We start from the raw sequence: 25,098 nt of genomic DNA, 5'->3' as shown, positions 1-25,098 counted from the left end.
CATGGCCGACGCGCCTCAGCCACCCGCGAACGACGACCGGCTCCGCCACGCCCTGCGGCAGACGCTGGAAAGCCTCGCCGGCGCCGGCGTCCGACAACTCCCCAGCGGCGCCGCGATCGCCCAAGAGTGGCGTGAGGCCGCCCGTAGGCAACCACCCGCTGCCGCGGCCATCGAACCGCCGCCCGCGACACACGTCAGCGCTGGCCTCGCGACCCCAGCCCCGGCCGCCGCACGCTCTCTTGATCCCCCGAGGCCCCGCCCAACGGCCGCCCCCACGCCAGCGGCGTCCCCCGCTTCAGCGGGCGATGTCTCCCAAGCCAAAACGCTCAAGATCCTCGCCGAAGAAGTCGCCGCCTGCACGCTCTGCTACGAACTCGCCACCACCCGCAAGCAAACCGTCTTCGGCGTCGGCGATCCACAGGCCCGGCTCATCTTCCTCGGCGAAGCCCCCGGCGCCGACGAGGACCAGCAAGGCGAGCCGTTCGTCGGTAAGGCAGGGCAGCTGCTCAACAAAATCCTCGAAGCCTGCCGCCTCCGCCGCGAGGATGTTTACATCCTCAATATCCTCAAGTGCCGCCCCCCGGGGAATCGCAACCCGCTCCCCGAGGAAGCACACAACTGCCGCCGCTTCCTCAACCGGCAGCTGCAGCTGATCAACCCCGAGTTCATCTGCTGCCTCGGCTCCGTCGCCGCCCAAAACCTGCTCGGCACGACCGAAACGATCGGCAAGCTCCGCGGCCGAGTCCACCAGTTCCAAGGCGTGAAAGTCGTCTGCACCTACCACCCTGCCTACCTGCTGCGGACCCCCTCGGCAAAGAAGCAAACCTGGGAAGACATGAAGCTCCTCATGCGCGAACTCGGCACGCCGGTCGACTGACCGCCCGCCCCCTAGCGAAACTTTCTTCTGGTCCCCTCCCCTTGAGGGGGAGGGTTAGGGAGGGGTGATTGAGGCGGGCACCAGCGATCTCCCCCCTCCCCAGCCCAGTGCTACGCACGGACTACCGCCTGCGCTCGATCGCCACTGGCGATCGTGCTCGTTGCTCCCTCAAGGGGGAGGGAGCAACAGATTTCAGAGATGATGCGGGGTGCGACCAACGCTGGACGACCTGCTACGGCTCAGCTTGCTTGCGTCTCTCCGCAAGACCGCTAGCCTGAAACGATGAACATCACGCCGGTAGATGCCTTCGTTCTGTTCATCGCAGAAGCGATCACCGAGATTGGCGGTTACCTCCTGATCGCCGCGATCCTCAGCTTCCTCGCCGCAGCGGCAGCGCTTCTGCCGCCCCGACGCCACCGAGCTTCGCAATTGGCGTGGCTATGCCTTCTGAGCAGCTTCGCCGGCTCACTAACAGCGCTCCTGCTAATACCCATCGCTTACTTCCTCGCCCCCGCCGTGCTCGTCCTGACGCCGTTCGGAGCCGCCCTCGCCGCCTACTGGGCCGCTCGCCAGCTAGCCTTCTGAGCTCGGGACGCCCTTGCAGCCCCTCAACCGCAAACACCCCCTCACCCCTCCGCTCGCCGCTAGCACAATCGGAAGGCTGGGAGAACATTGCCGGTCGTAACGGTGGTATTTTTCCGCTTTCTTTCCGAGCGGACAAAACAAGGTGCAGAACTATTCTCTCGGCTCTTTCCCGTTGATAGAGTCGAACACATGGCCGCGTGTGATTGGCTTCAACAATCGCTCGCAACTTTGACGTCGCACCGAACTTTTTCCTGGTTTGCTGCGAATGACGTTTGCTTTTGGGAATTCTTCGTTTTCCGCGTGCGGCACGCCCTGAATATGATGCTCCCCAACTCCCCACGCTCCGACGAAGTCGAACACCTGCTGCGGAACGCGCAACTGCGCGACGCCCTCGAGCCGCTGTTCGACGAATCGATCAATCGCGTCAACGTCCACGTGATGACCACGGGCGCTGAGAATGATTTCCTTGAATCGATGCTCGAGTGGGAGCGCGCCCCGATCCTGCCGATCTGCGAATGGTTCCAGCCGAAGCTCGAACTGCCGCATCCCGACGATCTCAACGACCAACAGGTCCGCGATTACCTCTACCAGACCGTCGGCCGGCTGTACGAAAAGCACGTCGTGCTCGACTTCACCGATCACCTGACCGATCGCCAGCTTTACTGCATCATCTACCGCGACATCCTCCCGTCGCACGAAAAGATGATCCGCCGCCAGAGCAACTACCTCCACTGGGACTGCGCTAACACCGATGGCGATCCAGACGCCTGGCTCCGCTATTACGCGAACGAAGACGAACGCCAAATGTGGGCCGAAGAGACTGAAGGCTACCTGCCCCCGGTCGACGACCCGCCATACCCGCGCGACCTGCCTCGCGCCCCGCTATAACTCGGCACTTCGCAGTGCAGAGAACTTAGCTTTCCGGCTTCGCGTTTCTTTGCGCCTTCGCGCCTTTACGTGAAACTGACCGGCAACTTTCTCGCAAAGGCGCGAAGGCGCAAAGGAACGCAAAGAAGACCGAAGGAGTGCTAAAGCAACTCAGGCCACAGGCCGTCGCTCACAAAGAGCCCCTCGCGGGTTAGTTTCACCCGCGAGCCGTCGTCGCTGAGCAGCCCCAGCTCGACGAACTTGCGAATCGCCTCCCCCGCGATCGCGTCGACCTCGTAGCCAGCCTTCGCCGCAAAGCTCGCCCGGTCGATTCCCTCCAACCGCCGCAGCCCCAGCACCAGCAGCTCGTGGGCCCGCTCTTCGGCATTCAACTCTTCCTGCTCGAAGACGGGCGACTCGCCCGCTGCGACGCGTTTGAGATAGGTCGTCGTGCTCCGATGGTTCGTCGACCGCACCCCGTCGACGTATCGCGCCGCCCCCGGCCCCGCGGCAAAGTACTCGCTCCCGGCCCAATACACCTCGTTGTGCCGGCTTCGCCTGCCCGGCCGCGCAAAGTTCGAAACTTCGTAATGCTCGAACCCCGCCGCCGCGAGCCGATCGATTGCCTCGCCATACATCGTCCGTTCGAGCTCTTCATCGAGCGGTCGGAGCAGCCCTTTATCCCGCTTCACGGTGAACGCCGCCCCCGGCTCCCAGGTGAGGCCGTAGGTTGAAATGTGATCGGGCGCAAGCTCAATCACCGCCGCCAAATCGCGCCGCCATAGCTCCAGCGTCTCCCCCGGCGCCGCGAACATGAGGTCGACCGACACCTGCATCCCCGCCGCGCGGGCGTACTCCATCGACCGCAGCACATCGCCCCGATCGTGATTCCGCTCGAGCGACCGCAGCTTCGCATCGTCGAGCGACTGGGCCCCGAGACTCAACCGCGTCACACCAAGTTCCGCGAGCACGTCGACTCGATCAGCCGTCAGGCTTTCCGGATTCGCCTCGACGGTCCACTCGCCCCCGGCCGCCAGCGGATGCCACCGCCGCACCGTCTCGCCCAGCCGCCGCAGCGGCCCCGCCTCCAAATGGCTCGGCGTCCCGCCGCCAAAGTACAGCGTGTCCACCTTCCGCGGCTCGCCGAGCCAACTCAGCTCGGCAGCGATGGCGTCGAGATATGCGCCCACCAGATCGTCCCGGTTCGCCACGATGGCGAAATCGCAGTACCCGCAACGGTACTTGCAGAAGGGAACGTGAATGTAAGCCGAACGTGGCGCCATGCGGATCGTGGACCTGCCGCGAACCTCATTGCCGCGATGAAAGGGCCGCCGAAGAGCCGGCTGCCAGTGATGTTCCGCATTTTAGGAGAGCGTCGCTTCCTTTGCAAAGCGACGCCGAGGCACGCTACAGGGTGCTCGCGAAACAGCTACCCACACTCCACCGCTGCCGTCGACGAAGGTGCGGAGAGCGATGCGGCGCTTCACTTTGCAGCGACCGCATGAGCCAGCGCAGCAATGCCATTTCAGCGGCAAACCACCGCTGAGAATTGCCCAGATTTTCTTGCTTCCATCGGCCTGCTCCCCTAAGCTGGGCGACGGCGGCTACTCAGCAGATTCATCTCACGAGGTGCACCACATGCGAACGTTTGTCACGCCGCTTGCTTCGACGAATCTCGTCGAAAGTCCCGCGCTCTCTGAGCGGGTCAGCGTTCGTCTCGCTTCCTATGCTGCAGCCGCGGGCCTCGGCGCCTTCGGCGTCGCGCAAGACGCCGCGGGAGCCATCGTCTACACCGACGTCCCCGACGTCACGATCACGCAAGGCCAAGGCCCGATCTATCTCAACCTCGACAACGTCGGGCAAAACGAATTCGCGATCGCGGCATTTTCGAACAGCGTCCGCGTCAATCCGTACAACATCGGCCCGCAGGCGAGCAGGACGCTCACCAGCTCGACCTACTACGTCAACTCGTTCGCCCCCGGAGCAGAGATCGGCCCGGCCGCGATCGCAGCCGGCGGAGCGCGCTTCGCTGGCCGCCAAGTCGGCGCCGACTTCTACAACTTTGTCGGAACCGACAAATACGTCGGCCTGAAATGGGACATCGGCGGCGGCAATTTTAGCTTCGGTTGGGCCCGGATCGACGTCTCCGCCGCCAACAACGGCACGGCGACGCTCCTGAGCTACGCCTACGAATCGACGCCGAACGCTTCGATCATCGCCGGCGCCGTTCCGGAGCCCTCGACGCTCGCCCTGCTCGCCGCCGGCGGCGGCGCCGTAGCGCTGCAGCGCCGCCGGCGCACGGCCTGCTAGAGGTTCAGGAAATCCACTTCTTGCGGCTCCTTCTCCTCAAAAGGGGAAGCAGCCGGACATCCACTGTGCGCTAACGCCGCCGCGATCGTCGCATGAGCAACCGACTAGCCAAGCGCGTCCTGCTAATCGGCTGGGACGCCGCCGATTGGAAAGTGATTCGCCCGCTGCTCGCGGAAGGCAAGTTGCCGACGCTCGCTCGCCTGATCGACGGCGGCGTCAGCGGCAATCTGGCGACCATCCAACCGATGCTCTCGCCGATGCTCTGGAATTCCATCGCCACCGGCAAACGCGCCGACAAGCATGGCATCTGCAGTTTCGTCGAACCGCTGCCCGATCTCTCCGGCATTCGCCCCGTCGCCAGCACGAGCCGTACCTGCAAGGCGATCTGGAACATCCTCACGCAAGCGGGGCTCACCTCCAACGTCGTCTCCTGGTTCGCCAGCCACCCAGCCGAACCGATCCGCGGCTCGATCGTCAGCGATCGCTACGCCGCACAATCGGCCGCTTGGCAAGACGGCGCGCAACTTCCCGCCGGCACGGTTCACCCCGCTTCCCTCGCCGAGCGGTTGGCGCCATTCATCGTGTCGCCGCGCGATCTAGACGCTGCGGCGCTGCTCCCCTTCGTCCCCCGCGCCGCCGAGATCGACCAAGAACACGATGATCGCTTGGCAAAGCTCGCCGGCATCGTTGCCCGGACCTCGACCGTTCACGCCGCAGCTTGCCAACTCGCCCACCAAGACGACTGGGACTTCATGGCGGTTTACTACTCCGCCATCGACGAGTTCGGCCACCACTTCATGCCGTACCATCCGCCGCATGTGGGGGGCGTCAGCGAGCGCGACGCAGCCATCTACGGCGACGCCGTCGCCAGTTGCTACCGCTTCCACGACATGATGCTCGAATCGCTGCTCGCTTACGCGGGCCCCGAGACGACCGTCGTCCTCGTTAGCGATCACGGCTTCCACCATTCCGAACGGCGGCCCGGCGCCGACGCCTGGCAGCATCCGGAAACCTGGCACCGCGAGTTCGGCGTCGCCTGCATCCACGGCCCTGGCATTCGCCGCGGCGGCGCCCTCCACGGCGCCACGCTGCTCGACGTCACGCCCACGGTCCTCGCGCTGCTCGGCCTCCCCATCGGCAACGATATGGACGGCCGCCCGTGGCTCGAAATCTGCACGGAGCCGCCAACCGTCGACTACGTCGAATCGTGGGAACCCGACGCCAGCGACGCCGGGATGCATCGTGAAGAGTTCCGCGACGATCCTGTCGCCTCGGCGCTGGTGATGCGGCAACTCATCGACCTCGGCTACCTCTCCGCGGCAAACGAGGATGGCCGCGCGGAGTGCGAGCAAGCCATCAAAGACGCACGCATCAATCGCGCCGTCGCCGTCGCTTCCAGCCGCCGCGTCGCCAATGCGCTCCCACTCTGGCAAGAACTCGCCGCAGCCCACCCCGACGAACCGGGCTTTCAGTTTCAGGTCGCCTCCTGCCGCCTCCGCTTGAGCCAATGGGACGCCTGCCACGAGGCGATCGAGAAGCTTCCGCCGGGGCTCCGTCACTCGCCGCACGGACAGCTGCTGGAAGCCTCGCTCGCCATCGGCGAAGAGCGCCTCGGCGACGCACAGGCGATCGCCCGCACGCTCGCCGCCGCATCGCTCCCCGACGCCGGCCTCTACAATCAACTGGGCCAACTCTTCCTGTCGACTAGCGCCTGGAACGAAGCCGAAGCAGCCTTCCGCCGCGCCCTCGAACTGCTCCCCGAAAGTTCAGTGGCGCTCGACGGCCTGGCGCAACTCTCGCTCCGCCGCAACGACTTCCCCGCCGCCGTCGAGCAGGCCCTCAGCGCCGTGGAGCTGACCCATTTCTTTCCCGCCGCTCATTTTCACCTCGGCGAAGGGCTAAGCGGCGCCGGCCGCGACGCCGAGGCGATTGCCGCGTACGAAACCGCGTTGGGCATGGGATTTGAACCGCAAACCATGCACGACCGTCTCGCCGCGCTGTACCGCTTGCGAAACCCCGCCCGAGCGGCGCAGCACCGAGCCCGCTCCCAAGCGTCGTCGAACCCGCAACCTCCCGAATTCGTCGTCGGCCGGCGCTGAGTGCCGCCGCCCTCCCGCTCCCTTGCTCCCCATTTCATACGGACGAACCATGAGAAGAATCTTCCTCTGCGGCGTCACGCTGGTTGGCTTGCTGCTCGCCGCCCGGTCTGCCAGCGCGCAAACCGTGCTGTTCGACTTCGAAACCGACGAGCAAGGCTGGGGATCCTACGGAGCCATCACCACCGACAAAGGACCGATCGACGGCAGCTCCGGCTTCGGACGCTATCACTCGGGCGACTTCAGCGTCCCCGATGCGGGTAACTTCGGCATCGTCGACGCTTCGCCGGGCGCCCTCAACCTATCCACTTACAGCGGCCTCTCGGTCGACGCGCGATTCGTCGACGTCCCCGGCTTCGATCCCTTCGTAGGCGTTCGAGAGCTCGACATCATCGTCGCCACCGGCGAGGACGAGACCGAGGAAGAATTCTTCGCGCCGAAGCATACGATGACCGACGTCTACCAAACGTTTTCCGTCCCCTTCAGCCAATTTATCAGCACGCTCGATCAGGGAACGCCGACGCTCGCCGACTTGGCCAACATTCGCATCAAGCTCGTCGTCTACAACTCGAACGGCACGGGATTGGCGCGGTTAGACTACGATCAAATCACCGGCCTGGCGCCGGTGGTCGAAGACGCCGACTTTAATAACGACAACATCGTCAACGGAGCCGACTTCCTCATTTGGCAGCGCAACTTCGGCAGCGGCGCGACGCTGGCTCAGGGCGACGCCAACGGCAGCGGCTCCGTCAACGCCGCCGACCTGGCGATTTGGAAGGCAAAATTCGGAACAGTGGGAAGCGTCGCCGCCGTCGCCGCCGTCGCCGCGGTTCCGGAACCCGCCGCAGGACTCCTCGCGGCAATTGGTCTCACCGCCCTGGTTCGCCGACGGCGCGCCAGCCGTTAAGCGTTCGCGTTGCCTCGTTAGAACTCTCAGCCAGTCCCTTCGCCGGAGCCGACGTGTCTCGCAAGTTTGCCCTCCGCTCGCTCGCCCTGCTCACCGCGGTCGTCGCTCTCGGTCTGTTCGTCAAGACCGAGAGCGTGAGCCGCGGCGCCACGCTGCAATTCGCCGGGCGTACCTGGACGATCAAGCAGTCGAACAGCCCCGTCGGCCCCGGCCCCAATCGCTTCTCCGCCAGCCCGAACAACGTCTGGTCGGACGCGGCGGGCCTCCACCTGACGATTCGCAAAACCGGTTCGCTCTGGTACTCGACGGAGGTGATTCTCAACGAGAGCTTCGGCTACGGAACGTACATGTTCCAGACCACCAGCCGGCAAGACATACTCAATGCGAACGCCACTTTCGGCGCCTTCACCTGGGATACCGCCGGCGGCGACACCATTCCCGACAACCCCAACCGTGAAATCGATTTCGAAGACGGACGCTGGGGCAACGCCGCCGATCCCACCAGCTCGCAAGTCGTCGTCCAGCCCTACTATCTCGCCAACAACTTGAAGCGGATCACGCTCCCCGATTTGAGCGAAGACGCCGCGCTGACGCGTTTCTTCATCTGGTCGCCAGGCAAGGTCGAGTTCTATTCCCTCCGCGGCCACTACTCGCCGACCGATTTCCCCGCGGAGTCGGTGCTCCACCACTACGTCTACGTCGCCAACGGAACCTCCCGCCGCGTCCCCACGCCCGGCGCCGAGAACTTTCGCTTCAACCTGTGGCTCTTCCAAAGCACCGCGCCCGCCGGCGACCAGCCGGTCGAAGTCGTCGTCAACGACTTCGCCTACCTCCCGCTGCTCCCGGGCGACTTCAACAACGATGGCGTCGTCGACGACCTCGACTTAACCAAATGGCAGGCCGACTTCGGCCAGAACCGCCTCTCCGACGCCAACGCCGACGGCGTCACCGACGGCGCCGACTTCCTCATCTGGCAACGCAGCGCCGGGGCAAGCCTCGCCGCGACGTCGGGTGCGGTTCCCGAACCAACCGCCGCCGTCCAACTGCTCGCCGCTTCGCTCGCCGGCGTCTGGCTTCATCGCACAAGGCGCTGAACCGCCTTCAGCTCAGCGGAACACCGCCACTGTTCGTGCGCGGATTTTTTCAAAAAACGGCGAACCGCCAACGCGGCATCGCCACAAGTCACGCCGCGCCCGGGCCCTTCGTGTAGCGCCCCAACAAGAAGAGCACGGCGAAGGCAACGACGACGGAGACGAGGGCGGATCGGTACAGCCCGATGCTGGTCGTCGTCATGAGGATTGGTATTCCGAGAACCACGATCGTTGGGGGCAGGAGCTTAGCGATCATACCTAGCCTGTCGTGTCGGACCATTTGAGCGATGCCACCTGGCCACCGCGCAGCTTTCACGCTATGCGAGCTTGCCGGACTACAATTCCTGGGCCTTAAAACGGTCCTAGAAGTTGCGGTCCTCGAAGTAGCAGTTTGTAATCCCAATAAATTCAATTGCATAGAGAGCGTATTGCGATCTGCGCTCCCCGGCTATTCGAATAGTGCTGCCGTCATTTCTTGGCGCGTCCGCGTGTACAACTAGGCGCCTGCCCCCTGAAGCTCTTGGACCGGTGGCGATCGGCCACGGCAGGATGCGGATTTCTCTTAGCCGAGCCGAAAACGGCGCACACCGTTTGTGACTTTTGATAGATCGCAGCCTGCCAAACGTCGGCACCCGCCAGAAACTCTTGCCAAGCAAGGTTGATCGGATCAGCGAACGACCCGAAAGAAAAAGTGGAGCGAAAGGGAGTCGAACCCTCGACCTCTGCATTGCGAACGCAGCGCTCTCCCAACTGAGCTACCGCCCCATGAGACCCGAATTCTAGGACCAAAAACAACCGCTGTCCAGCCACGCCGCCAGCTCCCAACGATCGGCACGCCCCCACGGACTGGTCGCTTAAGCGACCAGTCCAATGCGCCCCCATCCCGTTTAAACCGTTCCCAAAAAACTTAAAACCCCCGCCCCCCGACCACCCTTTCGCCCTCCGCGATCGCGTGCTAAAATTCGGGACTTGCACCCAGCTGCTGCGAAGCGGCGGGGTTCAGGGCGATTAGCTCAGTTGGCTAGAGCACCAGCTCGACAAGCTGGGGGTCGAAGGTTCGAGCCCTTCATCGCCCACTGTTAGGTCAGGCCTCCAGGCCCGACGCACACCTCATTCTGTCAGGCCTCGCGCCTGACCTACGAATCGGAGCTTTCCTTTGGGTACTAAGAAGTCGGGCAAGGGTCGGCGGAAGCAAGGTCGCAAGAAGCGACGGATGCGCGCCAAGATCCGCCATCGCAAGAAGTAGTCTGGCGTACCCAGGGTCACTGCCGTCTCGTTTCCGCACGCGTCGCCTTCTGCTCCGTGCCGGATCCCCAGCCGCTCGCGCCATCGCGCGAACCGTGCTGCGCTGCTCGGCGCCTCCCCTACGATCGGCGCCCCAAACGAACTTCGGACTGGTCGCTTAAGCGACCAGTCCAATGCGGCCTCCATCCCGTGCGCGTAACCCGAACGCTCGCGCGCACACTTCACAGCGCCCGCAAAAACGCCACCGCGTTCTCCACATCCGCCACCGGATGCCGCGACTGTCGCCGCTCGATCGTCGCCCACCCGCGGTAGCCGTACTCTTCAAGCATCCCAAGCAGCTCCGGAAAGTCCGCCGCTCCGCGGCCTAGCTCCACCTCGCCGCCGCCGGTCGAACCAAACCCGCGCACCGCATCGTTCGCCGCGAGGTGCACCACGTGCTTGCCCAGCCGCTCGGCAAACTCCCGCGGCGACTGCCCGGCCAGCACCAGGTCCGCCGGATTAAGGTCGAGCCCGATCGCCCCCTCCGGCAACTCGCCCAGCAGGTTCTGTAGCTCTTCCGCCGGTGCCGTCGACGCGAGAGCAATCTCCACCCCCAGCCGATTTCCTTGCACGGCCAGCGTCCCCAGCGCCTCGAGCAGCGTCGCCCGCTCGGCCGACTCCGGAGCAGGGCAGGGGCCCAGCGTCAGCACGATCACCCGGCAGCCGAGCCGCCCAGCGCCATGCATCGCGGCCACGGTTGCCTCGATCCGCCGCTCAAGTTGCTCCGGATTGCCGTAGCTCCGCCGCGTCGGGAACGAAACCGAGCCAACCCGCAAATTCAGATCATCCAGCATCTTCCGCAGCTGGCGGAGCGCCGTGTCCGAAAGTTCGGCGACGGCCAGCTCCTGACGGAGGTCGATCTGCACCCCTTCGGCCTGCAAATTCCCCGCAATGTGCAATGCTTGCCTTAGCGGCTGCGCCAGGCATTTCGTCTGTATGGCAATCCGTACGCCGATCACTGCCGCTCCCCGTGGTTAGATATGTCGCCGCTTTCCTCACTGCTGATTCTAGCCCTTCTGGGCTCGACTGCGACCCAAGCGGCACCGCAGGACTCGACCGCGACCCAGTCGCGTCACCCCGACACAGTCGAGGTCTTTGCTTGCGACTTCGGCCCCGGCTGGGATCTGAACTACGACCGCTGGCCCGATCGCTGGCAGCGCGTCTTCGGCGCTGGCATGCCCAAGTACATCGAGGCCGGCCTCGTCGCCGACCCCACCGCCCCCGGCGGCAACTGCCTCACCGTCAAGGTGAACGGCGGCGGAGCGATGCTCCTCAGCCCCTGCGGATCAGTCTCTGAAACCTTCGGCTACAAAGTCGAATCGCAGCTCCGCGTCCGCGGCCTGCAACATTCCCGCGTGCAGCTGCGCGTCGAGTTCTGCGACGACCAAAAGCAAGTCATCGAAACCGTCGAAGGCCCATGGTTCCGGAACACCGACGGCTGGGTCGACTGCAACCTAGGCCCCGTCAGCCCGACCGACCCGCGCGTGCAACTCGCCCGCGTCGCGCTCGTCGTCGAACCAGGCGCCCTCACCGACCTCTCCGGCGAAGCGTCGCTCGCGAACGTCTGGCTCGGCCGACTCCCGCGGATGACGATCGGCAGCAACAGCGCCTTCAACGTTTACTCCAGCCCCGAAGAGGTCGAAGTTCTTTGCGACCTCTCGGGCATCATGGACAGCGACCCCGACATCTTGTTTGAACTCCTCGACGCGAGCAGCCAACGCCTCGATGGCAGCCGCGTGCAGTTCGAAGGCCGCCTGATCACCGAGCGCCGCAGCAAAGCGTCGGAAATCGTCGAATCGAACGGCGGCGAGCGCACCGCCTACGCCGGCCGCACCGTCTGGAAGCCGCCGATCCGCAAGCATGGCTTCTACAAAGTCCGCGTCTCGATGGCGACCGATCAGGGGTTGCTCAAACAGGACTTGATCAACATCGTCGTCGCCCCGCCGCTCGCGCGTCCCGAAGGGGGCGAGTTCGGCTGGTCGCTCGCCGGCGACGAGATCCCGCTCAAATTCGACGACCTCGCGAAGCTGCTGCCGCAGGCCGCCATCAATTGGGTGAAGCTGCCGGTCTGGTACGACCCCGCCGACGCCCGCCGCGGCGACGAACTGGTGATGCTGATCGAACGCCTCGCCGCCGCCGACGTCGAATCGGTTGGCGTGCTCGATCGCCCCCCCGGAAACTCAGAATTCGCCCGCCGCCTCAGCGGCGACGCCGCGATTGCCGACACCTTCGCCGTCGATTCCTCCGTCTGGCTGCCGCTGCTCGACCCGGTCCTCACGCGGCTCTCGATGCGCGTCCGCTGGTGGCAACTCGGCGCCGACGACGACCCCAGCCTCTCCGCCGAACCCGGCCTGCAAGCCAAAGTGCTCGACCTCCGCGAAAAGCTCTTCCGCTTCGGCCAGGAGGTAAACCTCGGCCTCGGCTGGGAGTGGACGCAAGAAACAATCGCCACCGGCCAGCTCCCCTGGAGCTTCGAGCAAATGAGCGCCACGCCGTCGCTCACCGGCCCCGAACTCGCCGCGTACCTCGAAGAACCCAGCCGCACCGGCATGCGCCGCTGGGTGCTCGTCGAACCGCTGTCGCGCGAGCAGTACGGCCTCGAAACTCGCGCCCGCGATCTCGTCGAGCAAATGCTCGCCGCCAAAATCAACGCCGCCGACGGCATCTTCGTCGCCCGGCCGTTCGACGATCAACAAGGCCTGATGAGCGACGCCGGCACGCCGACCGACCTCTTCCTCCCCTGGCGCACCACCGCGTCGCTCCTCGGCGGCGCCAAGTTCATCGGCCACATCGACTTGCCGAACGGCAGCCACAACCGCATCTTCGAAATGGCCTCCGGCGAATTCATGATGGTCGTCTGGGGCGACGAACCTTGCGAAGAGGAAGCCTACCTCGGCGACGATCTCCGCGTCCTCGACGTCTGGGGCCGCGAGCAACTCCCTGCCGGCCGCGGCGAAGCGCAAGTGATCGCCGTCGACCGCCTGCCGCGGTTCGTCCTCGGCATCAACCCCGCGATCGCCAAGTGGCGGATGGACACCAGCTTCGCGGCGAAGAACATCCCCAGCGTGTTCGGTTCGGCCCACAACAACAAGCTGAACCTCCACAACTCGTTCCCGCAGGGCGTCAGCGGCACGATTGAAATCACCGGCCCCGAAGGCTGGCAAATCACCCCCGGTCGCAGCGACTTCAAACTCGCCGCCGGCGAAACTTTTGCGAAGCCAATCCAAGTAACGCTGCCGTTCGACGCCAGCGGCGGGCTCTCCACCGTGCGGATCGACTTCATCGTCGACGCCGACCGCCAGTACCGCTTCAGCGTCTACCGCGACCTCAAGGTCGGCGACGACCAGCTCGAACTCGACACCTACACGCGCCTCGAAGAAGACGGCACGCTGGTGGTCGAGCAGCGGATGGTGAACTACAACCCCGAGCAGGCCGACTTCAAGTGCCAGCTCTACGCCCCCGGCCGCCGCCGCCAACGGGCCCAAGTCACCCGCCTCGGCGAAAGCCCCGACATCAAAATTTACCGCTACCCCGACGGCAAAGACCTCATCGGCGCCGAGTTCTGGCTCCGCGCCCAAGAAAACGACGGCTCGCGAGTCCTCAACCACCGGTTCAAGGTGGAACAATAGCCGCGGACTCTGCCGAAGCCCCACTGAAAACGAATTGTTGAGTTCCCCTCCCCTCGAGGGGGAGGGTTAGGGAGGGGTGACGGCAGCGGGTACCAGCGATCTACCCCCTCCCCAGCCCTCCCCTCAAGGGGGAGGGAGCCAGAATATTCACCGCGGTGATGCTCAAGCGGCCACCAGTTCCCGCTTCACGCAGTAATAAAACGGGGCGCTCAAGCTCCCAGCAAACGCGCCGGTCGTCCCCCCAACGCAATCATGCTAAAATCCCCGTATTCCTCGGCGTCCCTTGGCGTCCTTGGCGGTTCAAATTCTTAGCAGCACGAAAGCCAATTCCAGGAAAGCCGCCATGCCGACGGTCGGTGACATCGCCCAAGTCCTCAAGCAGCTCGCTCCCCTCGAACTCGCCGAGTCGTGGGACAACGTCGGCTTGCTCGTCGGCGACGCCGCTTGGCCCGCCGCCCGCGTGATGACCTGCCTCACCGTCACCCCCGCCACGGTGAAGGAAGCGATCGAGCAACGTGCGAACCTCATCGTCGCGCACCACCCGCTCCCCTTCCAACCGGTCCGCACAATCACCCCCGACACCACCGTCGGCGGCCTGCTGCTCGACCTCATCCGCAACTCGATCGCCGTCTACAGCCCGCACACGGCATTCGACTCCGCCTCGGCCGGCATCAATCAGCACCTCGCCATCGGCCTCGGCCTGCAAGAAATCGCCCCGCTGAAGCCCGCCCTCAGCGGCGACCCCGAAGAAGGCTCCGGCCGCTGCGGCCTCATCGGCGAACCGCTCACGCGCCGCGAACTCGCCGAACGGACGAAGGGTTTTCTGAACGTCGAAAGCGTCAAGCTCGCCGGCCCCGCCGAGGCGCCCATTGTCCGCGTGGCGATCGCCTGCGGCAGCGGCGGTTCGTTCCTCGACGCCGCGATCGCCGCCGAGTGCGACGTCCTCGTCACCGGCGAAGCGACGTTCCACACGATCCTCGAAGCCGAAGCCCGCGAAGTCGGCCTCATTCTCACCGGCCACTTCGCCAGCGAACGCTTCGCGCTGCTGTCGCTCGCCGACTACCTCACCGACCAATTCTCCGACGCCCACGTCTGGGCCAGCCGCAGCGAACGCGATCCGGTGCAAGTGATCTAAGCGTCGCTCGCCCCCTTCTCGCGCGAGAGAAATGCTGAGGCTCCCTCCCCCTTGAGGGAGCAACGAGCACGATCGCCAGTGGCGATCGAGCGCAGGCGGTAGTCCGTGCGTAGCACAGGGCTGGGGAGGGGGTGGAACACTGGTACCCACTTCTTTCACCCCTCCCTAACCCTCCCCCTCAAGGGGAGGGAACCTCAAGATTTTGTTGGTTCTCCCCGCGCAACCGCTCCACCTCCGCCTTCAACTCCGCGATCTCCCCCTGCAGTTGCTCAATCACCGGAGCGATCTGCCGCTGCGAATACCGCGGATGAATATGCTGCGGGCAGTTCACGTCCCACGCCTCGAGCGTGAACAAAATCACCCGCTCGACGCGCCCCGGATATGCCGGATCGGCAAGCCGCTTCTCCAGCGCCGCGTCCCCTTCGACCACCCGTGCCGTGCCCCACACTTTCACCCGTCGGCTGTTCGCGTAATCCATCAGAAACAAAAACGCATGCGGATTCTCCGCGAGATTCCCCAGCGTGATGTACTGCCGATTGCCGCCGAAGTCGGCGAAGCCCAGCGTCTGCTCGTCGATCGCCTTCAAAAACCCCGGCGGCCCACCGCGGTACTGAATGTACGGCTGCCCCGCGGCGTTCGCGGTCCCGAGATAAAACATGTCGAGGTCGGCCAGATACTCGACGAGGTCGGGCGTCACCGTCGTCTGCCACCCGCCGCTCTGCTCCATCCGCGCGTAGCTTCGCCGCGACCCCTTCGCCTCCTGAATCGCCTTCACCGCTGGGGTGAACGCCACGTCGCTCGCAAACTCGCGTTCCATCGAACGTCTCCGTCGCTCACTTCGAACCCACGTGCTTGCCGAGGAACTCGCGCATCAGCGCCGCAATCTCGTCGCCGTTCGTCTCGAGCGCGAAGTGCCCAGCATCGAGCAAGTGGAACTCCAGCGTCTTGAGATCACGCTTGTAAGGCTCGGCGCCCGCCGCCGGGAAAATCTTGTCGTTCTTCCCCCACGCAATCAGCATCGGCGGCTGATGCTTGCGGAAGTACTCCTGCCAGCCCGGGTACAGCGGCGGGTTGCTGCCGTAGCTCAGGAACATATCCAGCTGAATCTCGTCATTCCCCGGCCGATCGAGCAAGAACTGATCCTCCGCCGCGCCGTCGGGGCTCACCAGTTCCAAGTCCTTCGCCCCCTCGGTGTACTGCCACTTCGTCGCGTCGTACGTCAGTAGCGCTCGCAGCGCGTCCCGCTTCTCCTTGCTCTCCGGCGCCGCCCAATACTCCTTCACCGGCTTCCAAAAATCGTTGTCGATTCCCTCCTCATACGCATTTCCGTTCTGCACGACGATCGCGCTGATCCGCTCCGGATGCTTCGACGCCAACCGATACCCAATCGGCGCGCCGTAGTCCTGCACGTAGAGCGCGTACTTGGTCAAACCAACCTGCGCCGTGAATTCGTCGATCACGTTCGCCAGGTTGTCGAACGTGTACTTGAACTTCTCATGGCTCGGCATCGAGCTATGCCCATACCCCGGGTAGTCGGGCGCGATCACCCGATACTTATCTCCCAACGCCGGAATGAGATTGCGAAACATCTGCGAGCTGGTCGGAAACCCATGCAGCAGCAAAATCGCCGGTGCATCCTGCGGTCCCGCCTCGCGGTAGAAAATATCGAGATCGCCGACCTTCGCGGTCTTGTACCGCACTTCCACATCGGCAGCCTTCGCCGCCGCCGGTTCGGCGCCCACCGCCGGAGCCGCCGCTCCCGCCAGAGTCACGCAAAGAGTCAACGCAACGCGCAAAAAGTTTCGCCGAGCAGGCATGATCGCCTCGTGCATCAAGTGGTGGGAACGTCAAACGCCCGGTGCAGACGCACCCGGCAGGCAGGAACACGCTCGGCATTGTAGCCGTTCCGCGACTGCATAAAACCACGCGCTCGCCAAATCGCCGACATTTCAGCAAGCGGTGCCGACAGCGCCACATTTCGAGGCACACACTGCGTCAACCCCCAAATATCTGCCGCGCATCCACTTTCCTTAGCCCCCAGTTCTTCAAACCGGGGGCAAGCGGCGCACCATTCTTCCCGCATATTGCAAAACAATCTCGCGGCCAAATTTAGTTGTCGAAACTAGGCCACTAGTTTTGCTAACGTGAACGCCAGTTCACATCACGAAGTGCCGCGCCGCGCACACTCCAAGCGAGCCCCCTGGTTTATCCAGGGGGTCGTCCGCAGCGCACCAAGCACCGCCAACCGCAACGCACCACCAACCGAATCCCCCCCGGACAAGCCGGGGGGCTCGCCATCGCACAATCACGCAGCGCCAAGCGCGCTTCACACATTCCAAAACAGGAGAACCTTCCCATGCAACGTCAATACATTCGCCAACGCGAACGCGTCTTCACCGAAGAAATGAAAGTAAAATTCTGCCGACTGGTGCGAGAGAGCTACTCGCTCGCCGAGGCCGCTCAAGGAGTCGGCGTGACGCTCCGCACGGTGCAGCGCTACCGCCGTGAGGAAGAAGATTTTGACCAAGAAGTTCGCATGGCCAAGCTCGCCAAGCCCGACCCATTAAAACTGATGGAATCGGCCGCACGCACCCACTGGCGCGCCGCCGCGTGGCTGCTCGAGCGCACTAAACCCGAAACCTACGCCCGCAAACGCGGCGACCTCGCCTCGGGCCTGAAAGTCACGAAGGCGCTGCGGTTAATGATGGAAACCGCCCTCGCCAACACGCCCGAGGAAGCGCGCAGCGAACTGTTCAAGCACCTCGACAAAACCTACGAGCACGCGCTCGATTGCTGCTTCCCCAGCCTCGGCCCCTGGGATCGTCCACGCGAACCGAAAATGGCCGACACGCCGCTAGTCTTCCGCGAGCGCGCCAAGTCGGCGCCCGTGATCCACAACTACGGCCTCGGTACGCCCGACGAATGGTCCTTCGCCGCGAAGCCTGAGCAACCTCGTTCCCACGCTCCGCGTGGGAACGCAGAATCCGACGCTCCGCGTCGCGAACCCAACGCGGATGTTACCCCACCCCCAACGCCAACCTTAGCCCCCGGTTCTTCAAACCGGGGGCAATCGACGCCGCCCCCGCTCACCGAAGCGGAGCGCGCCCAACGCCACCAAGACCTCCTCGATTGGGGCCTGCGCCTCATGCAAAACGAACAACGCCAAAAAGACCGCGACAAGTACGACCACTTAATGTCGCGTAAAACGAAGAAAGCGACACAAGCGACGCGACAACAAAATCGACAACAAAATCGCCGCCGAGCCGCATAACACTCTCGTTCCCACGCTCCGCGTGGGAACGCAAAGTCCGACGCTCTGCGTCGCGAGACCAACGATCGCCCAACGCAAAATGCCCCGCAAAATGCCGCGGGAGCGGCGAAGAACCTACGTTCCCACGCAGAGCGTGGGAACGAGAGCCAACCTAGATCGCAGTCCGCACCGCCACTGCTTACAATGGCGTTGCGAGCGCCCAGCGTTCGCCACCAACACAGCCAGCACCGATCGAGGTACCAACACATGCAGCGGCGAGATTTCCTAGTCCAAGGCGGAGCCGCCAGTGCCGCGGCGCTCGGCGCCGTCGGCGCGATCAGCACCGCCGTCGCGGCCGACGCCAAAACTTCCGTCGCCCCCGGCACGAAGTTCAAGCTGAAGTACGCCCCCCATCCCGGCATGTTCGAAAACCACGCCGGCAAGGACTATCTCGACCAACTCAAGTACGCCGCCGACCAAGGTTTTACTGCTTGGGAAGACAATGGCATGAAGGGCCAGTCGGTCGAGATGCAGGAAAAAATCGGCAAGACCCTCGCCGACCTCGGCATGACGATGGGCGTCTTCGTCGCGCACGGCAACTTCGGCGCGAAGTCGTTCGTTCGCAAGGACGACAAAGAAGGCCGCGCCAAGGTGGTGCAAGACGTGAAGGATAGCGTCGACGTCGCCAAGCGCGTGAACGCGAAGTGGATGACGGTCGTCCCCGACGGCTACGACAACAACGTCGAGTGGGGCTACCAAACGGCCGCCTGCGTCGATCTCCTCCGCGAGTGCGCCGCGGTCTTCGAGCCGCACGACTATGTGATGGTGCTCGAACCGCTCAACTGGTGGACAAACCACGCCGGGCTCTTCCTCCACAAGATTCCGCAGGCGTACGAAGTTTGCCGCGCGGTCAACAGCCCCGCCTGCAAGATTCTGTTCGACGTCTACCACCAGCAGATCCAGGAAGGGAATCTCATCCCTAACATCGACCTCGCCTGGGACGAAATCGGCTACTTCCAATCGGGCGACAACCCCGGCCGCAACGAACCTGGCACCGGCGAAATCAACTACCGCAACATCTTCAAGCACCTCCACGCGAAGGGTTTTGACGGCGTCATCGGCATGGAGCACGGCAAATCAATCGGCGGCAAAGAGGGCGAGATCGCACTCGTCGAGGCGTACCGCGCCGCGGATGATTTTTGAGTTGCGAGTTGCGAGTTGCGAGTTGCGAGTGAAATAATCCCCCTCCCTCGAAGGGAGGGGCAAGGGGAGGGATTCCCAAACGCAGCAAATCACCAAAAAAGAACAGCCCCGACCTAGCTAGGTCGGGGCTGCTTTAACTTACTCACTGCTAAGGAGCGGCAAGCTTAACTCTTCTTCGCTTCCAACTCCTCAATCACCTTGAGCACCGTCGTCGGATCCTTCGCCGCATCGACCTTATCGTTCTTGTAAGCGATCTTCCCTTCGTCATCGATGATGAACGTCCACCGCGAGGTGACGATCGAGTCGGGGCTGTTGCTCAGCAGCTTCACCCCGAACGCCTTGGCAATCTCCCCCTTGGGATCAGCCAGCAGCGTGAAGTTCAACTCGTGTTCGCTCTTAAAATTCTGGTGGCTTTCGACCGAGTCGCCGCTGACGCCGATGATCTCGACGTCCTTGCCAGTGAAGTCCTTCTGCATATCGCGATAGGTGCAAGCTTGCTTCGTGCAGCCCGGCGTCATGTCCTTCGGGTAAAAGTAGAGCACAATGATCTTTTTGCCGACATGATCGTCCGACTTCCAAGCTTTCCCTTCGTCGTTATCGCCGGCGAACTTGGGGGCCTTGTCGCCGACCTTCAGGTCGACCGGTTTCGTTTCATCGGCATGAGCAGTCATGGCAGTCGCCGCGAGCAGCGCGGCAAAACAGGTAAGAGAGAGGAACCGTAACATGAGAGCCTCCAAAAGGTGGGAACCATCGCCGCTAGAACTGGCACGGTCGTCCGCCTGCCAGCGGGCGTTGGCGAACATACGGGCGGGACGAAGTTGCCCCTTCACTCTACCGGCGCCGCCGCGGGAGGACCAGTTGCCGCGAACCGCGGCGGGCCGCGCCCTGCATGCGGTACGGAAGTTGCCGCTGGCTAAGCGATTCCTGTCGAATGTTTCAACATGCAGGCTCGCGGCCATGAACGACTCGCTTCCCGGCTACGCCGAACGGCTCGACGCCCTCCACCAAGCCCTCGCCGCTGACTTCCGCGCGATCATCGCCAGGCTGCCGTGGCGCGAGCACGAGTCGATCCTCGACCCTGGCTGCGGCGACGGTTTTTTTACGGGGCTGCTGGCTGAGCGATTGCCGCGCGGCGTCGCCGTGGGACTCGACACGTCGACCGCGTTCCTAGAAGCGGCTGAGGCGCGACTGGCCGAGCAGATCGAAGCGGGCCGCGTCCGCCTCGTCGAAGGGAACGTCGATCGTCTGCCGTTCGACGACGCCACGATCGACGGCGTCTTCTCGGCCCACAGCATGCAAAGCTACCCCGACCTGCCGCACGCTCTCCGCGAGTTCCGCCGCGTCCTCCGCGCCGGCAGCACGCTGGCGATCCTCGAGACCGACAACGTCCACTCGATCATGCTCTCGTGGCCGCCCGACCTCGAGCTCGCCGTCCGTCAGGCCGAGCACCGCGAGATCGGCGACGAGGACAGCTACATCGGCACCTACTTCCCGCGATTCGCCCCGCGGTTGCTCGCCGAGGCGGGCTTCACCGATCTGCAGCGCGAGTACATATTCATCGAGCGGCAACCGCCGGTCGGCGAGGCGCTCGAGCGATATGTGGAACTCTATCTCAAGTACTTGGCTGAACAAACGAGCGGCCGCCTCGATGCAGCGGCGACCGCCCGCTTGGCCGAGATCGGCGATCCGCGGTCGAAGCGGTTCCTCCCGCGGCAAGCGAACTTCTTCTTCGGCTCGCTGCAGACGCTGATCACAGCACGGGCCTAAGTTGAACAGGCCAAGGAATTTGCCGGCCAATGCAGTAGGCAATTGCTTGTGAATCGCTTACATTAGCGGCGCATTGGCCCCTTGTGTTCTGAACTGTAACGCGGCTTGGCCATGACTCCTTTTCTATTAATTGAGCGCGCTCTTTGTTGCTCAGGCTTCTCTGTCCCCATTCTGGGGCACGCACCCGTCGAGCTATGAAAGGCTTCGATTCAATGCACACGACCTCCGCAGAGACCCACCCCCGTGCGGCGACTCAGGTCGCCGGTGATGTTCCGCCTCGCCGATTTGCATCCTTAACGAACTTTACTCGCTGGGCTCAACGCGCCCTCTTCGCGATCGCTCTGATCGCCTGCAACGCCGGCTCCCTCTGGGCAAGCGAAGCCGACCTGGCGATCCCCGATCTTCACCAGGGCCGATTCGTCATCTTCGGCAACGAGATCTCCGGCTACAACTTGCTGCTCTACGGCTCGTTTGTCATCTGCGGCACGCTCGGCATCAGCCTCTATCTCCGCCGGCAGATCGCGATGCTGCCGGCGCACGAGTCGATGCTCAAAGTGGCCGAGATCATCTACCAAACGTGCCGCACCTACCTCATCCAGCAGGGCAAGTTTCTGATCCTGCTCTTCCTGATCATCGCCGCGGCGATGGCCTATTACTTCCTCAAGCTGCAGGACGAGACGCTCAAGACGACCGGCCTCGTGCTCCTCTTCTCGATCATCGGCATGATCGGCTCGTACTGGGTCGCTTGGTACGGCATCCGCGTGAACACCTACGCCAACGCCCGCACGGCGTTCGCCTCGCTGCGAGGCGAACCGCTCGACGTGGTCAACATCCCGCTCCGCGCCGGCATGTCGATCGGCTTGTTCCTCATCTCGCTCGAGCTGGTGATGATGGTGATCATCCTCCTGTTCCTCCCCCGCGAGATCGTCGGATACTGCTTCCTCGGCTTCGCGATCGGCGAGTCGCTCGGCGCCTCGGTGCTGCGGATCGCCGGCGGCATCTTCACCAAGATCGCCGACATCGGCTCCGACCTGATGAAGATCGTCTTCAACGTTAAGGAAGACGATCCCCGCAACCCTGGCGTCATCGCCGACTGCACCGGTGATAACGCCGGCGACTCGGTTGGCCCGACCGCCGACGGCTTCGAAACGTACGGCGTCACCGGCGTGGCGCTGATCGCGTTCATCACGCTCGCCGTGCCGAACGTCGACATCCAGGCGAAGCTGATCGTCTGGCTGTTTGCGATGCGATTCCTAATGGACTTCATGTCGGGCGTCTCCTACTTCGTCAACCAATCGATCTCCGAAACGAAGTACCGCGGGCTGAAAGAGTTTGACTTCGAAGCTCCGCTCACTCGGCTGATTTGGATCGCCGCGATCCTCTGCATCACCACCTCGTTCGGCATGAGCTGGCTGCTGATCGGCGACATCTCCGTCGGCGGCAAGGCGATGCCGCAGCTCTGGTGGCAGCTCGCGACCATCATCGGTTGCGGCACGCTGGCCGCGGTACTCATCCCTGAATTCACGAAGGTCTTCACTAGTTCGCACTCGAGGCACGTCCACGAGATCGTCACCGCCTCGCGCGAGGGGGGGCCGTCGCTGACGATTCTGTCTGGCATCGTGGCGGGCAACTTCAGCGCGTTCTGGAATGGCATGCTCATCACCGGCCTGATGGCAGGCGCCTACTTCGTCAGCCTTCAAGGGCTCGACGAGCTGATGATGGTCACGCTGCAAGAAGGGCTCGACCCCGTCGGCGTCGGCTCAATCTTCGCCTTCGGCCTCGTCGCCTTCGGCTTCCTCTGCATGGGCCCGGTGAACATCGCCGTCGACAGCTACGGCCCGGTGACCGACAACGCCCAGTCGATCTTCGAGCTCGCTCAAACCGAAAGCATCCCCGGCATCCACGAGCAGATCAAGCGCGACTTCGGCTTCGAGCCCGACTTCACGATGGGCAAGCATTACCTCGAAGCGAACGACTCGGCGGGCAACACGTTCAAAGCGACCGCCAAACCGGTGCTCATTGGTACGGCGGTCGTCGGCGCCACGACGATGATCTTCTCGATCATCTTGCTACTCGGCAGGGCAGGGTACCTGCGGCTCAGCCTCACCGACGCGCCAGTGCTGCTCGGCTTCATGGCCGGCGGCTCCGTCATCTACTGGTTCTGCGGCGCCTCGATGCAAGCCGTCACCACCGGCGCCTACCGTGCGGTGGAGTACATCAAGAAGAATATGGACCTCACCAAGAAGGAGGCCGACATCGAGGACTCGAAGGCGATCGTGAAGATCTGCACGCAGTACGCCCAGAAGGGGATGTGGAACATCTTCATCACCCTGATGGCGATCACACTAGCGTTCGCCTTCTTCGATCCGAACTTCTTCGTAGCGTACCTCGTTTCGATCGCGGTATTTGGCTTGTTCCAAGCGATCTACATGGCCAATGCCGGCGGTGCGTGGGACAACGCGAAGAAGCTCGTCGAGGTCGATCTCAAGGAAAAGGGAACGCCGCTCCACGAGGCGAGCGTCATCGGCGACACGGTCGGCGATCCCTTCAAAGACACGAGCTCCGTGGCCCTCAACCCGATCATCAAGTTCTCGACGCTGTTCGGTTTGCTAGCCGTCGAGATCGCGGTGAAGATGAAGGAAGCGGCCCACGCCGGCGGGACGCGCGACTATACGAGCGCGATCGGCGCCGTGCTGCTCGCGATCGCGCTCGTCTTCGTGTGGCGCTCGTTCTACGCGATGCGGATCCCGCAGGCGTAGCGGCGCATGAGTTCAATTGATAGCACTGAGTAGCCCCGACCTAGCTAGGTCGGGGCTATTTTCGTTTGACGCTAACAGCTCACCGCCGCCACTGGAGTTGGAACGATAGCCCCAGCCCCGGATCGAACTCGACCTCATCGGTCCGATCATCCGTAAAGCTCGTTCCTTGAAACAACTCACGATCAAACAGATAAGCCGCCGTTAGCTCGAGCGTAAAACCCTTAAAGAGCGCCCGCTCCAGCCCAACGGCGGCGCGTTGATCGAACACATAGAACCGTTGATCATCCTCAAGACGATCGGCTAGAAAGTACGTCTCGTTGTTCGTCCGATAGTAAGCGAGCAACGAAAAATCTTCGCTGATCGTTCGCCGCACCCGCGCGTCGAAGTTGGTCAGTGGCATGTAGGTCGCCGTGAACTGCCACTCCTCGTTCGGCCGATAGTCGAGCGCCGGCGGCAGGCCGATCTTCGCTTCGAACTGCTCGCTCGGCCGCCACACGTACGCCACGCCCGGCAGCGGGTATGGCAGCTGCGACGTCGGCGAGTAGAAGATGCTGAAGTTCCAATCGTCTCGCTCGTTCTTCGCAGGCTTGTTGTAGAACGCGATCGCCGTGAGCGTGAGGTCGCGCGTCGCCGCGTACGGCTGATCGCTCGCCGAGCCGAACATCGCCGTGCCGCCGACGGTCGCGCCGCTCGCCAGCGGGCGGATGTTCATCACGCCAGTCTGCACCGACCAGAGCTGGCTCGGCACGCGCTGGCCCGAGTCGGGCAGGATCGCATCGGTGGCCAGTTCCAGCCGATCGAGCTTCGCGATGCCGATCCACAGCGGCTTGCCTTCGGCCGGCATCGCGAGCGGCAGCGAGACGCGAGCGAACTCGGCGTTCATCGCGAGTTGCGAGGCTTGCCCGTCGACGTCGACCTTCGGTGACCAGAATCCGCCAAGCGCGACCGGGGCCCCGCCGCCGAGCGCGCCCTTCGACTTGGCTCGCTTGCGGAGCGAATCGCTGAGCGTGCCGTCGACCTCTTCGCCCTCGGCGAGCGTCTCTTCCGCGAGCAGCGCGTCGGCTTCTTGCAGGAGGGCGTAGTCGCCGACCGCTGCCTCGTCCTCGACGGGCGGCAACGGCACTAGTTCCGGCGGCGTGGAGAGCAGTGCGTTCGGCGTCGGCTGAGCGGAAGGGTTCGCCGGGCTGGTCGGCGTTTGGGCGCCAGCCTCCGCCAGATCGAGCGCAGCGCAAAGGGCAAGTTGCAGGACCCTCGTGACCAATCGCTTCGCCACTCGCTGACTCCACTTCACCGCACCGCCGCCAGACGGGGCAAGAGAGTACCGGGCGGCCGGCAGAG

At 63.8% G+C, this 25,098-nt stretch carries 19 protein-coding genes and 2 tRNA genes; 14 read left to right on the top strand and 7 right to left on the bottom strand.

Annotation, left to right across the window (positions count from 1 at the left end):
- The first annotated feature begins 1 nt into the window (after position 1).
- From PLANPX_RS04120 to PLANPX_RS04110, 3 genes are all read left to right on the top strand, one after another.
- Positions 2-877, top strand: a complete 876-nt coding sequence (locus tag PLANPX_RS04120; protein WP_152097501.1) for a uracil-DNA glycosylase — start codon at positions 2-4, stop codon at positions 875-877.
- 282 nt (positions 878-1,159) lie between these two features.
- Positions 1,160-1,462, top strand: coding sequence for a hypothetical protein (locus PLANPX_RS04115; protein WP_152097500.1), 303 nt, complete (start codon positions 1,160-1,162; stop codon positions 1,460-1,462).
- Positions 1,463-1,780: 318 nt separating this feature from the next.
- A complete protein-coding gene (locus tag PLANPX_RS04110) occupies positions 1,781-2,350 on the top strand; it encodes a hypothetical protein (RefSeq protein WP_152097499.1) in 570 nt (189 codons plus the stop codon).
- Between the two features lie 140 nt (positions 2,351-2,490).
- Here the strand turns inward: PLANPX_RS04110 and hemW are convergent, their stop codons facing one another.
- On the bottom strand, positions 2,491-3,612 hold the full coding sequence (gene hemW / locus PLANPX_RS04105; RefSeq protein ID WP_152097498.1) for a radical SAM family heme chaperone HemW: 1,122 nt from the start codon (positions 3,610-3,612) through the stop codon (positions 2,491-2,493).
- 355 nt (positions 3,613-3,967) lie between these two features.
- Here hemW and PLANPX_RS04100 point away from each other — a divergent pair, with 355 nt between their 5' ends.
- The 4 genes from PLANPX_RS04100 to PLANPX_RS04085 all read left to right on the top strand — a co-directional run bounded on the left by PLANPX_RS04100 (position 3,968) and on the right by PLANPX_RS04085 (position 8,736).
- On the top strand, positions 3,968-4,639 hold the full coding sequence (locus tag PLANPX_RS04100) for a PEP-CTERM sorting domain-containing protein (protein WP_198421844.1): 672 nt from the start codon (positions 3,968-3,970) through the stop codon (positions 4,637-4,639).
- A 92-nt stretch (positions 4,640-4,731) separates the two neighbouring features.
- Positions 4,732-6,738 carry an alkaline phosphatase family protein gene (locus PLANPX_RS04095; RefSeq protein ID WP_152097496.1) on the top strand — a complete coding sequence of 669 codons (2,007 nt, stop codon included), beginning with the start codon at positions 4,732-4,734 and terminating at the stop codon, positions 6,736-6,738.
- 49 nt (positions 6,739-6,787) lie between these two features.
- Positions 6,788-7,642 (top strand): dockerin type I domain-containing protein, encoded by an 855-nt coding sequence (locus PLANPX_RS04090; protein ID WP_152097495.1) that lies wholly within the window; start codon positions 6,788-6,790, stop codon positions 7,640-7,642.
- A gap of 53 nt (positions 7,643-7,695) precedes the next feature.
- Positions 7,696-8,736: a hypothetical protein gene (locus PLANPX_RS04085; RefSeq protein WP_152097494.1), complete on the top strand. Its 1,041-nt coding sequence runs from the start codon at positions 7,696-7,698 to the stop codon at positions 8,734-8,736.
- Positions 8,737-9,425: 689 nt separating this feature from the next.
- Here the strand turns inward: PLANPX_RS04085 and PLANPX_RS04080 are convergent.
- Positions 9,426-9,498: transfer RNA gene (locus PLANPX_RS04080), tRNA-Ala, on the bottom strand.
- A gap of 237 nt (positions 9,499-9,735) precedes the next feature.
- On the opposite strand from PLANPX_RS04080, the gene PLANPX_RS04075 reads away from it, so the two are divergent.
- Positions 9,736-9,809 (top strand) — tRNA-Val (locus tag PLANPX_RS04075).
- 390 nt (positions 9,810-10,199) lie between these two features.
- Here PLANPX_RS04075 and PLANPX_RS04070 read toward each other — a convergent pair.
- A complete protein-coding gene (locus PLANPX_RS04070) occupies positions 10,200-10,916 on the bottom strand; it encodes a sugar phosphate isomerase/epimerase family protein (RefSeq protein WP_172991858.1) in 717 nt (238 codons plus the stop codon).
- 81 nt (positions 10,917-10,997) lie between these two features.
- Between PLANPX_RS04070 and PLANPX_RS04065 the strand changes: the two genes are divergently transcribed.
- On the top strand, positions 10,998-13,646 hold the full coding sequence (locus PLANPX_RS04065) for a hypothetical protein (protein WP_152097492.1): 2,649 nt from the start codon (positions 10,998-11,000) through the stop codon (positions 13,644-13,646).
- A gap of 343 nt (positions 13,647-13,989) precedes the next feature.
- Positions 13,990-14,781: a Nif3-like dinuclear metal center hexameric protein gene (locus PLANPX_RS04060; protein ID WP_152097491.1), complete on the top strand. Its 792-nt coding sequence runs from the start codon at positions 13,990-13,992 to the stop codon at positions 14,779-14,781.
- 178 nt (positions 14,782-14,959) lie between these two features.
- On the opposite strand, the gene PLANPX_RS04055 is transcribed toward PLANPX_RS04060, so the two are convergent.
- Together PLANPX_RS04055 and PLANPX_RS04050 are read right to left on the bottom strand one after the other, a co-directional pair.
- Positions 14,960-15,598 carry a pyridoxamine 5'-phosphate oxidase family protein gene (locus tag PLANPX_RS04055; protein WP_152097490.1) on the bottom strand — a complete coding sequence of 213 codons (639 nt, stop codon included), beginning with the start codon at positions 15,596-15,598 and terminating at the stop codon, positions 14,960-14,962.
- Positions 15,599-15,614: 16 nt separating this feature from the next.
- Positions 15,615-16,598, bottom strand: coding sequence for an alpha/beta fold hydrolase (locus PLANPX_RS04050; protein WP_152097489.1), 984 nt, complete (start codon positions 16,596-16,598; stop codon positions 15,615-15,617).
- Positions 16,599-17,137: 539 nt separating this feature from the next.
- On the opposite strand from PLANPX_RS04050, the gene PLANPX_RS04045 reads away from it, so the two are divergent.
- Together PLANPX_RS04045 and PLANPX_RS04040 are read left to right on the top strand one after the other, a co-directional pair.
- Positions 17,138-18,052, top strand: a complete 915-nt coding sequence (locus PLANPX_RS04045) for a hypothetical protein (RefSeq protein ID WP_152097488.1) — start codon at positions 17,138-17,140, stop codon at positions 18,050-18,052.
- A 246-nt stretch (positions 18,053-18,298) separates the two neighbouring features.
- Complete coding sequence (locus PLANPX_RS04040; protein ID WP_152097487.1) at positions 18,299-19,234, top strand: hydroxypyruvate isomerase family protein; 936 nt, start codon at positions 18,299-18,301, stop codon at positions 19,232-19,234.
- Positions 19,235-19,398: 164 nt separating this feature from the next.
- Here PLANPX_RS04040 and PLANPX_RS04035 read toward each other — a convergent pair whose 3' ends face one another.
- Complete coding sequence (locus tag PLANPX_RS04035) at positions 19,399-20,193, bottom strand: peroxiredoxin (RefSeq protein ID WP_198421843.1); 795 nt, start codon at positions 20,191-20,193, stop codon at positions 19,399-19,401.
- On the opposite strand from PLANPX_RS04035, the gene PLANPX_RS04030 reads away from it, so the two are divergent.
- Together PLANPX_RS04030 and PLANPX_RS04025 are read left to right on the top strand one after the other, a co-directional pair.
- On the top strand, positions 20,192-21,001 hold the full coding sequence (locus tag PLANPX_RS04030; RefSeq protein ID WP_172991857.1) for a class I SAM-dependent methyltransferase: 810 nt from the start codon (positions 20,192-20,194) through the stop codon (positions 20,999-21,001). The two genes, PLANPX_RS04035 and PLANPX_RS04030, sit on opposite strands and share 2 nt — an antisense overlap.
- A 212-nt stretch (positions 21,002-21,213) precedes the next feature.
- The gene (locus PLANPX_RS04025; RefSeq protein WP_152097484.1) at positions 21,214-23,760 is read left to right on the top strand and encodes a sodium-translocating pyrophosphatase; all 2,547 of its coding nucleotides are present in this window, start codon (positions 21,214-21,216) and stop codon (positions 23,758-23,760) included.
- A 79-nt stretch (positions 23,761-23,839) separates the two neighbouring features.
- Here PLANPX_RS04025 and PLANPX_RS04020 read toward each other — a convergent pair whose 3' ends face one another.
- Positions 23,840-25,033 (bottom strand): DUF6268 family outer membrane beta-barrel protein, encoded by a 1,194-nt coding sequence (locus PLANPX_RS04020; RefSeq protein WP_152097483.1) that lies wholly within the window; start codon positions 25,031-25,033, stop codon positions 23,840-23,842.
- Between the last annotated feature and the right edge of the window lie 65 nt (positions 25,034-25,098).

This window comes from Lacipirellula parvula (genome assembly GCF_009177095.1).
GTDB classification, from domain to species: Bacteria; Planctomycetota; Planctomycetia; order Pirellulales; family Lacipirellulaceae; genus Lacipirellula; species Lacipirellula parvula.
This window is presented reverse-complemented; position numbering and strand designations above follow the sequence as displayed.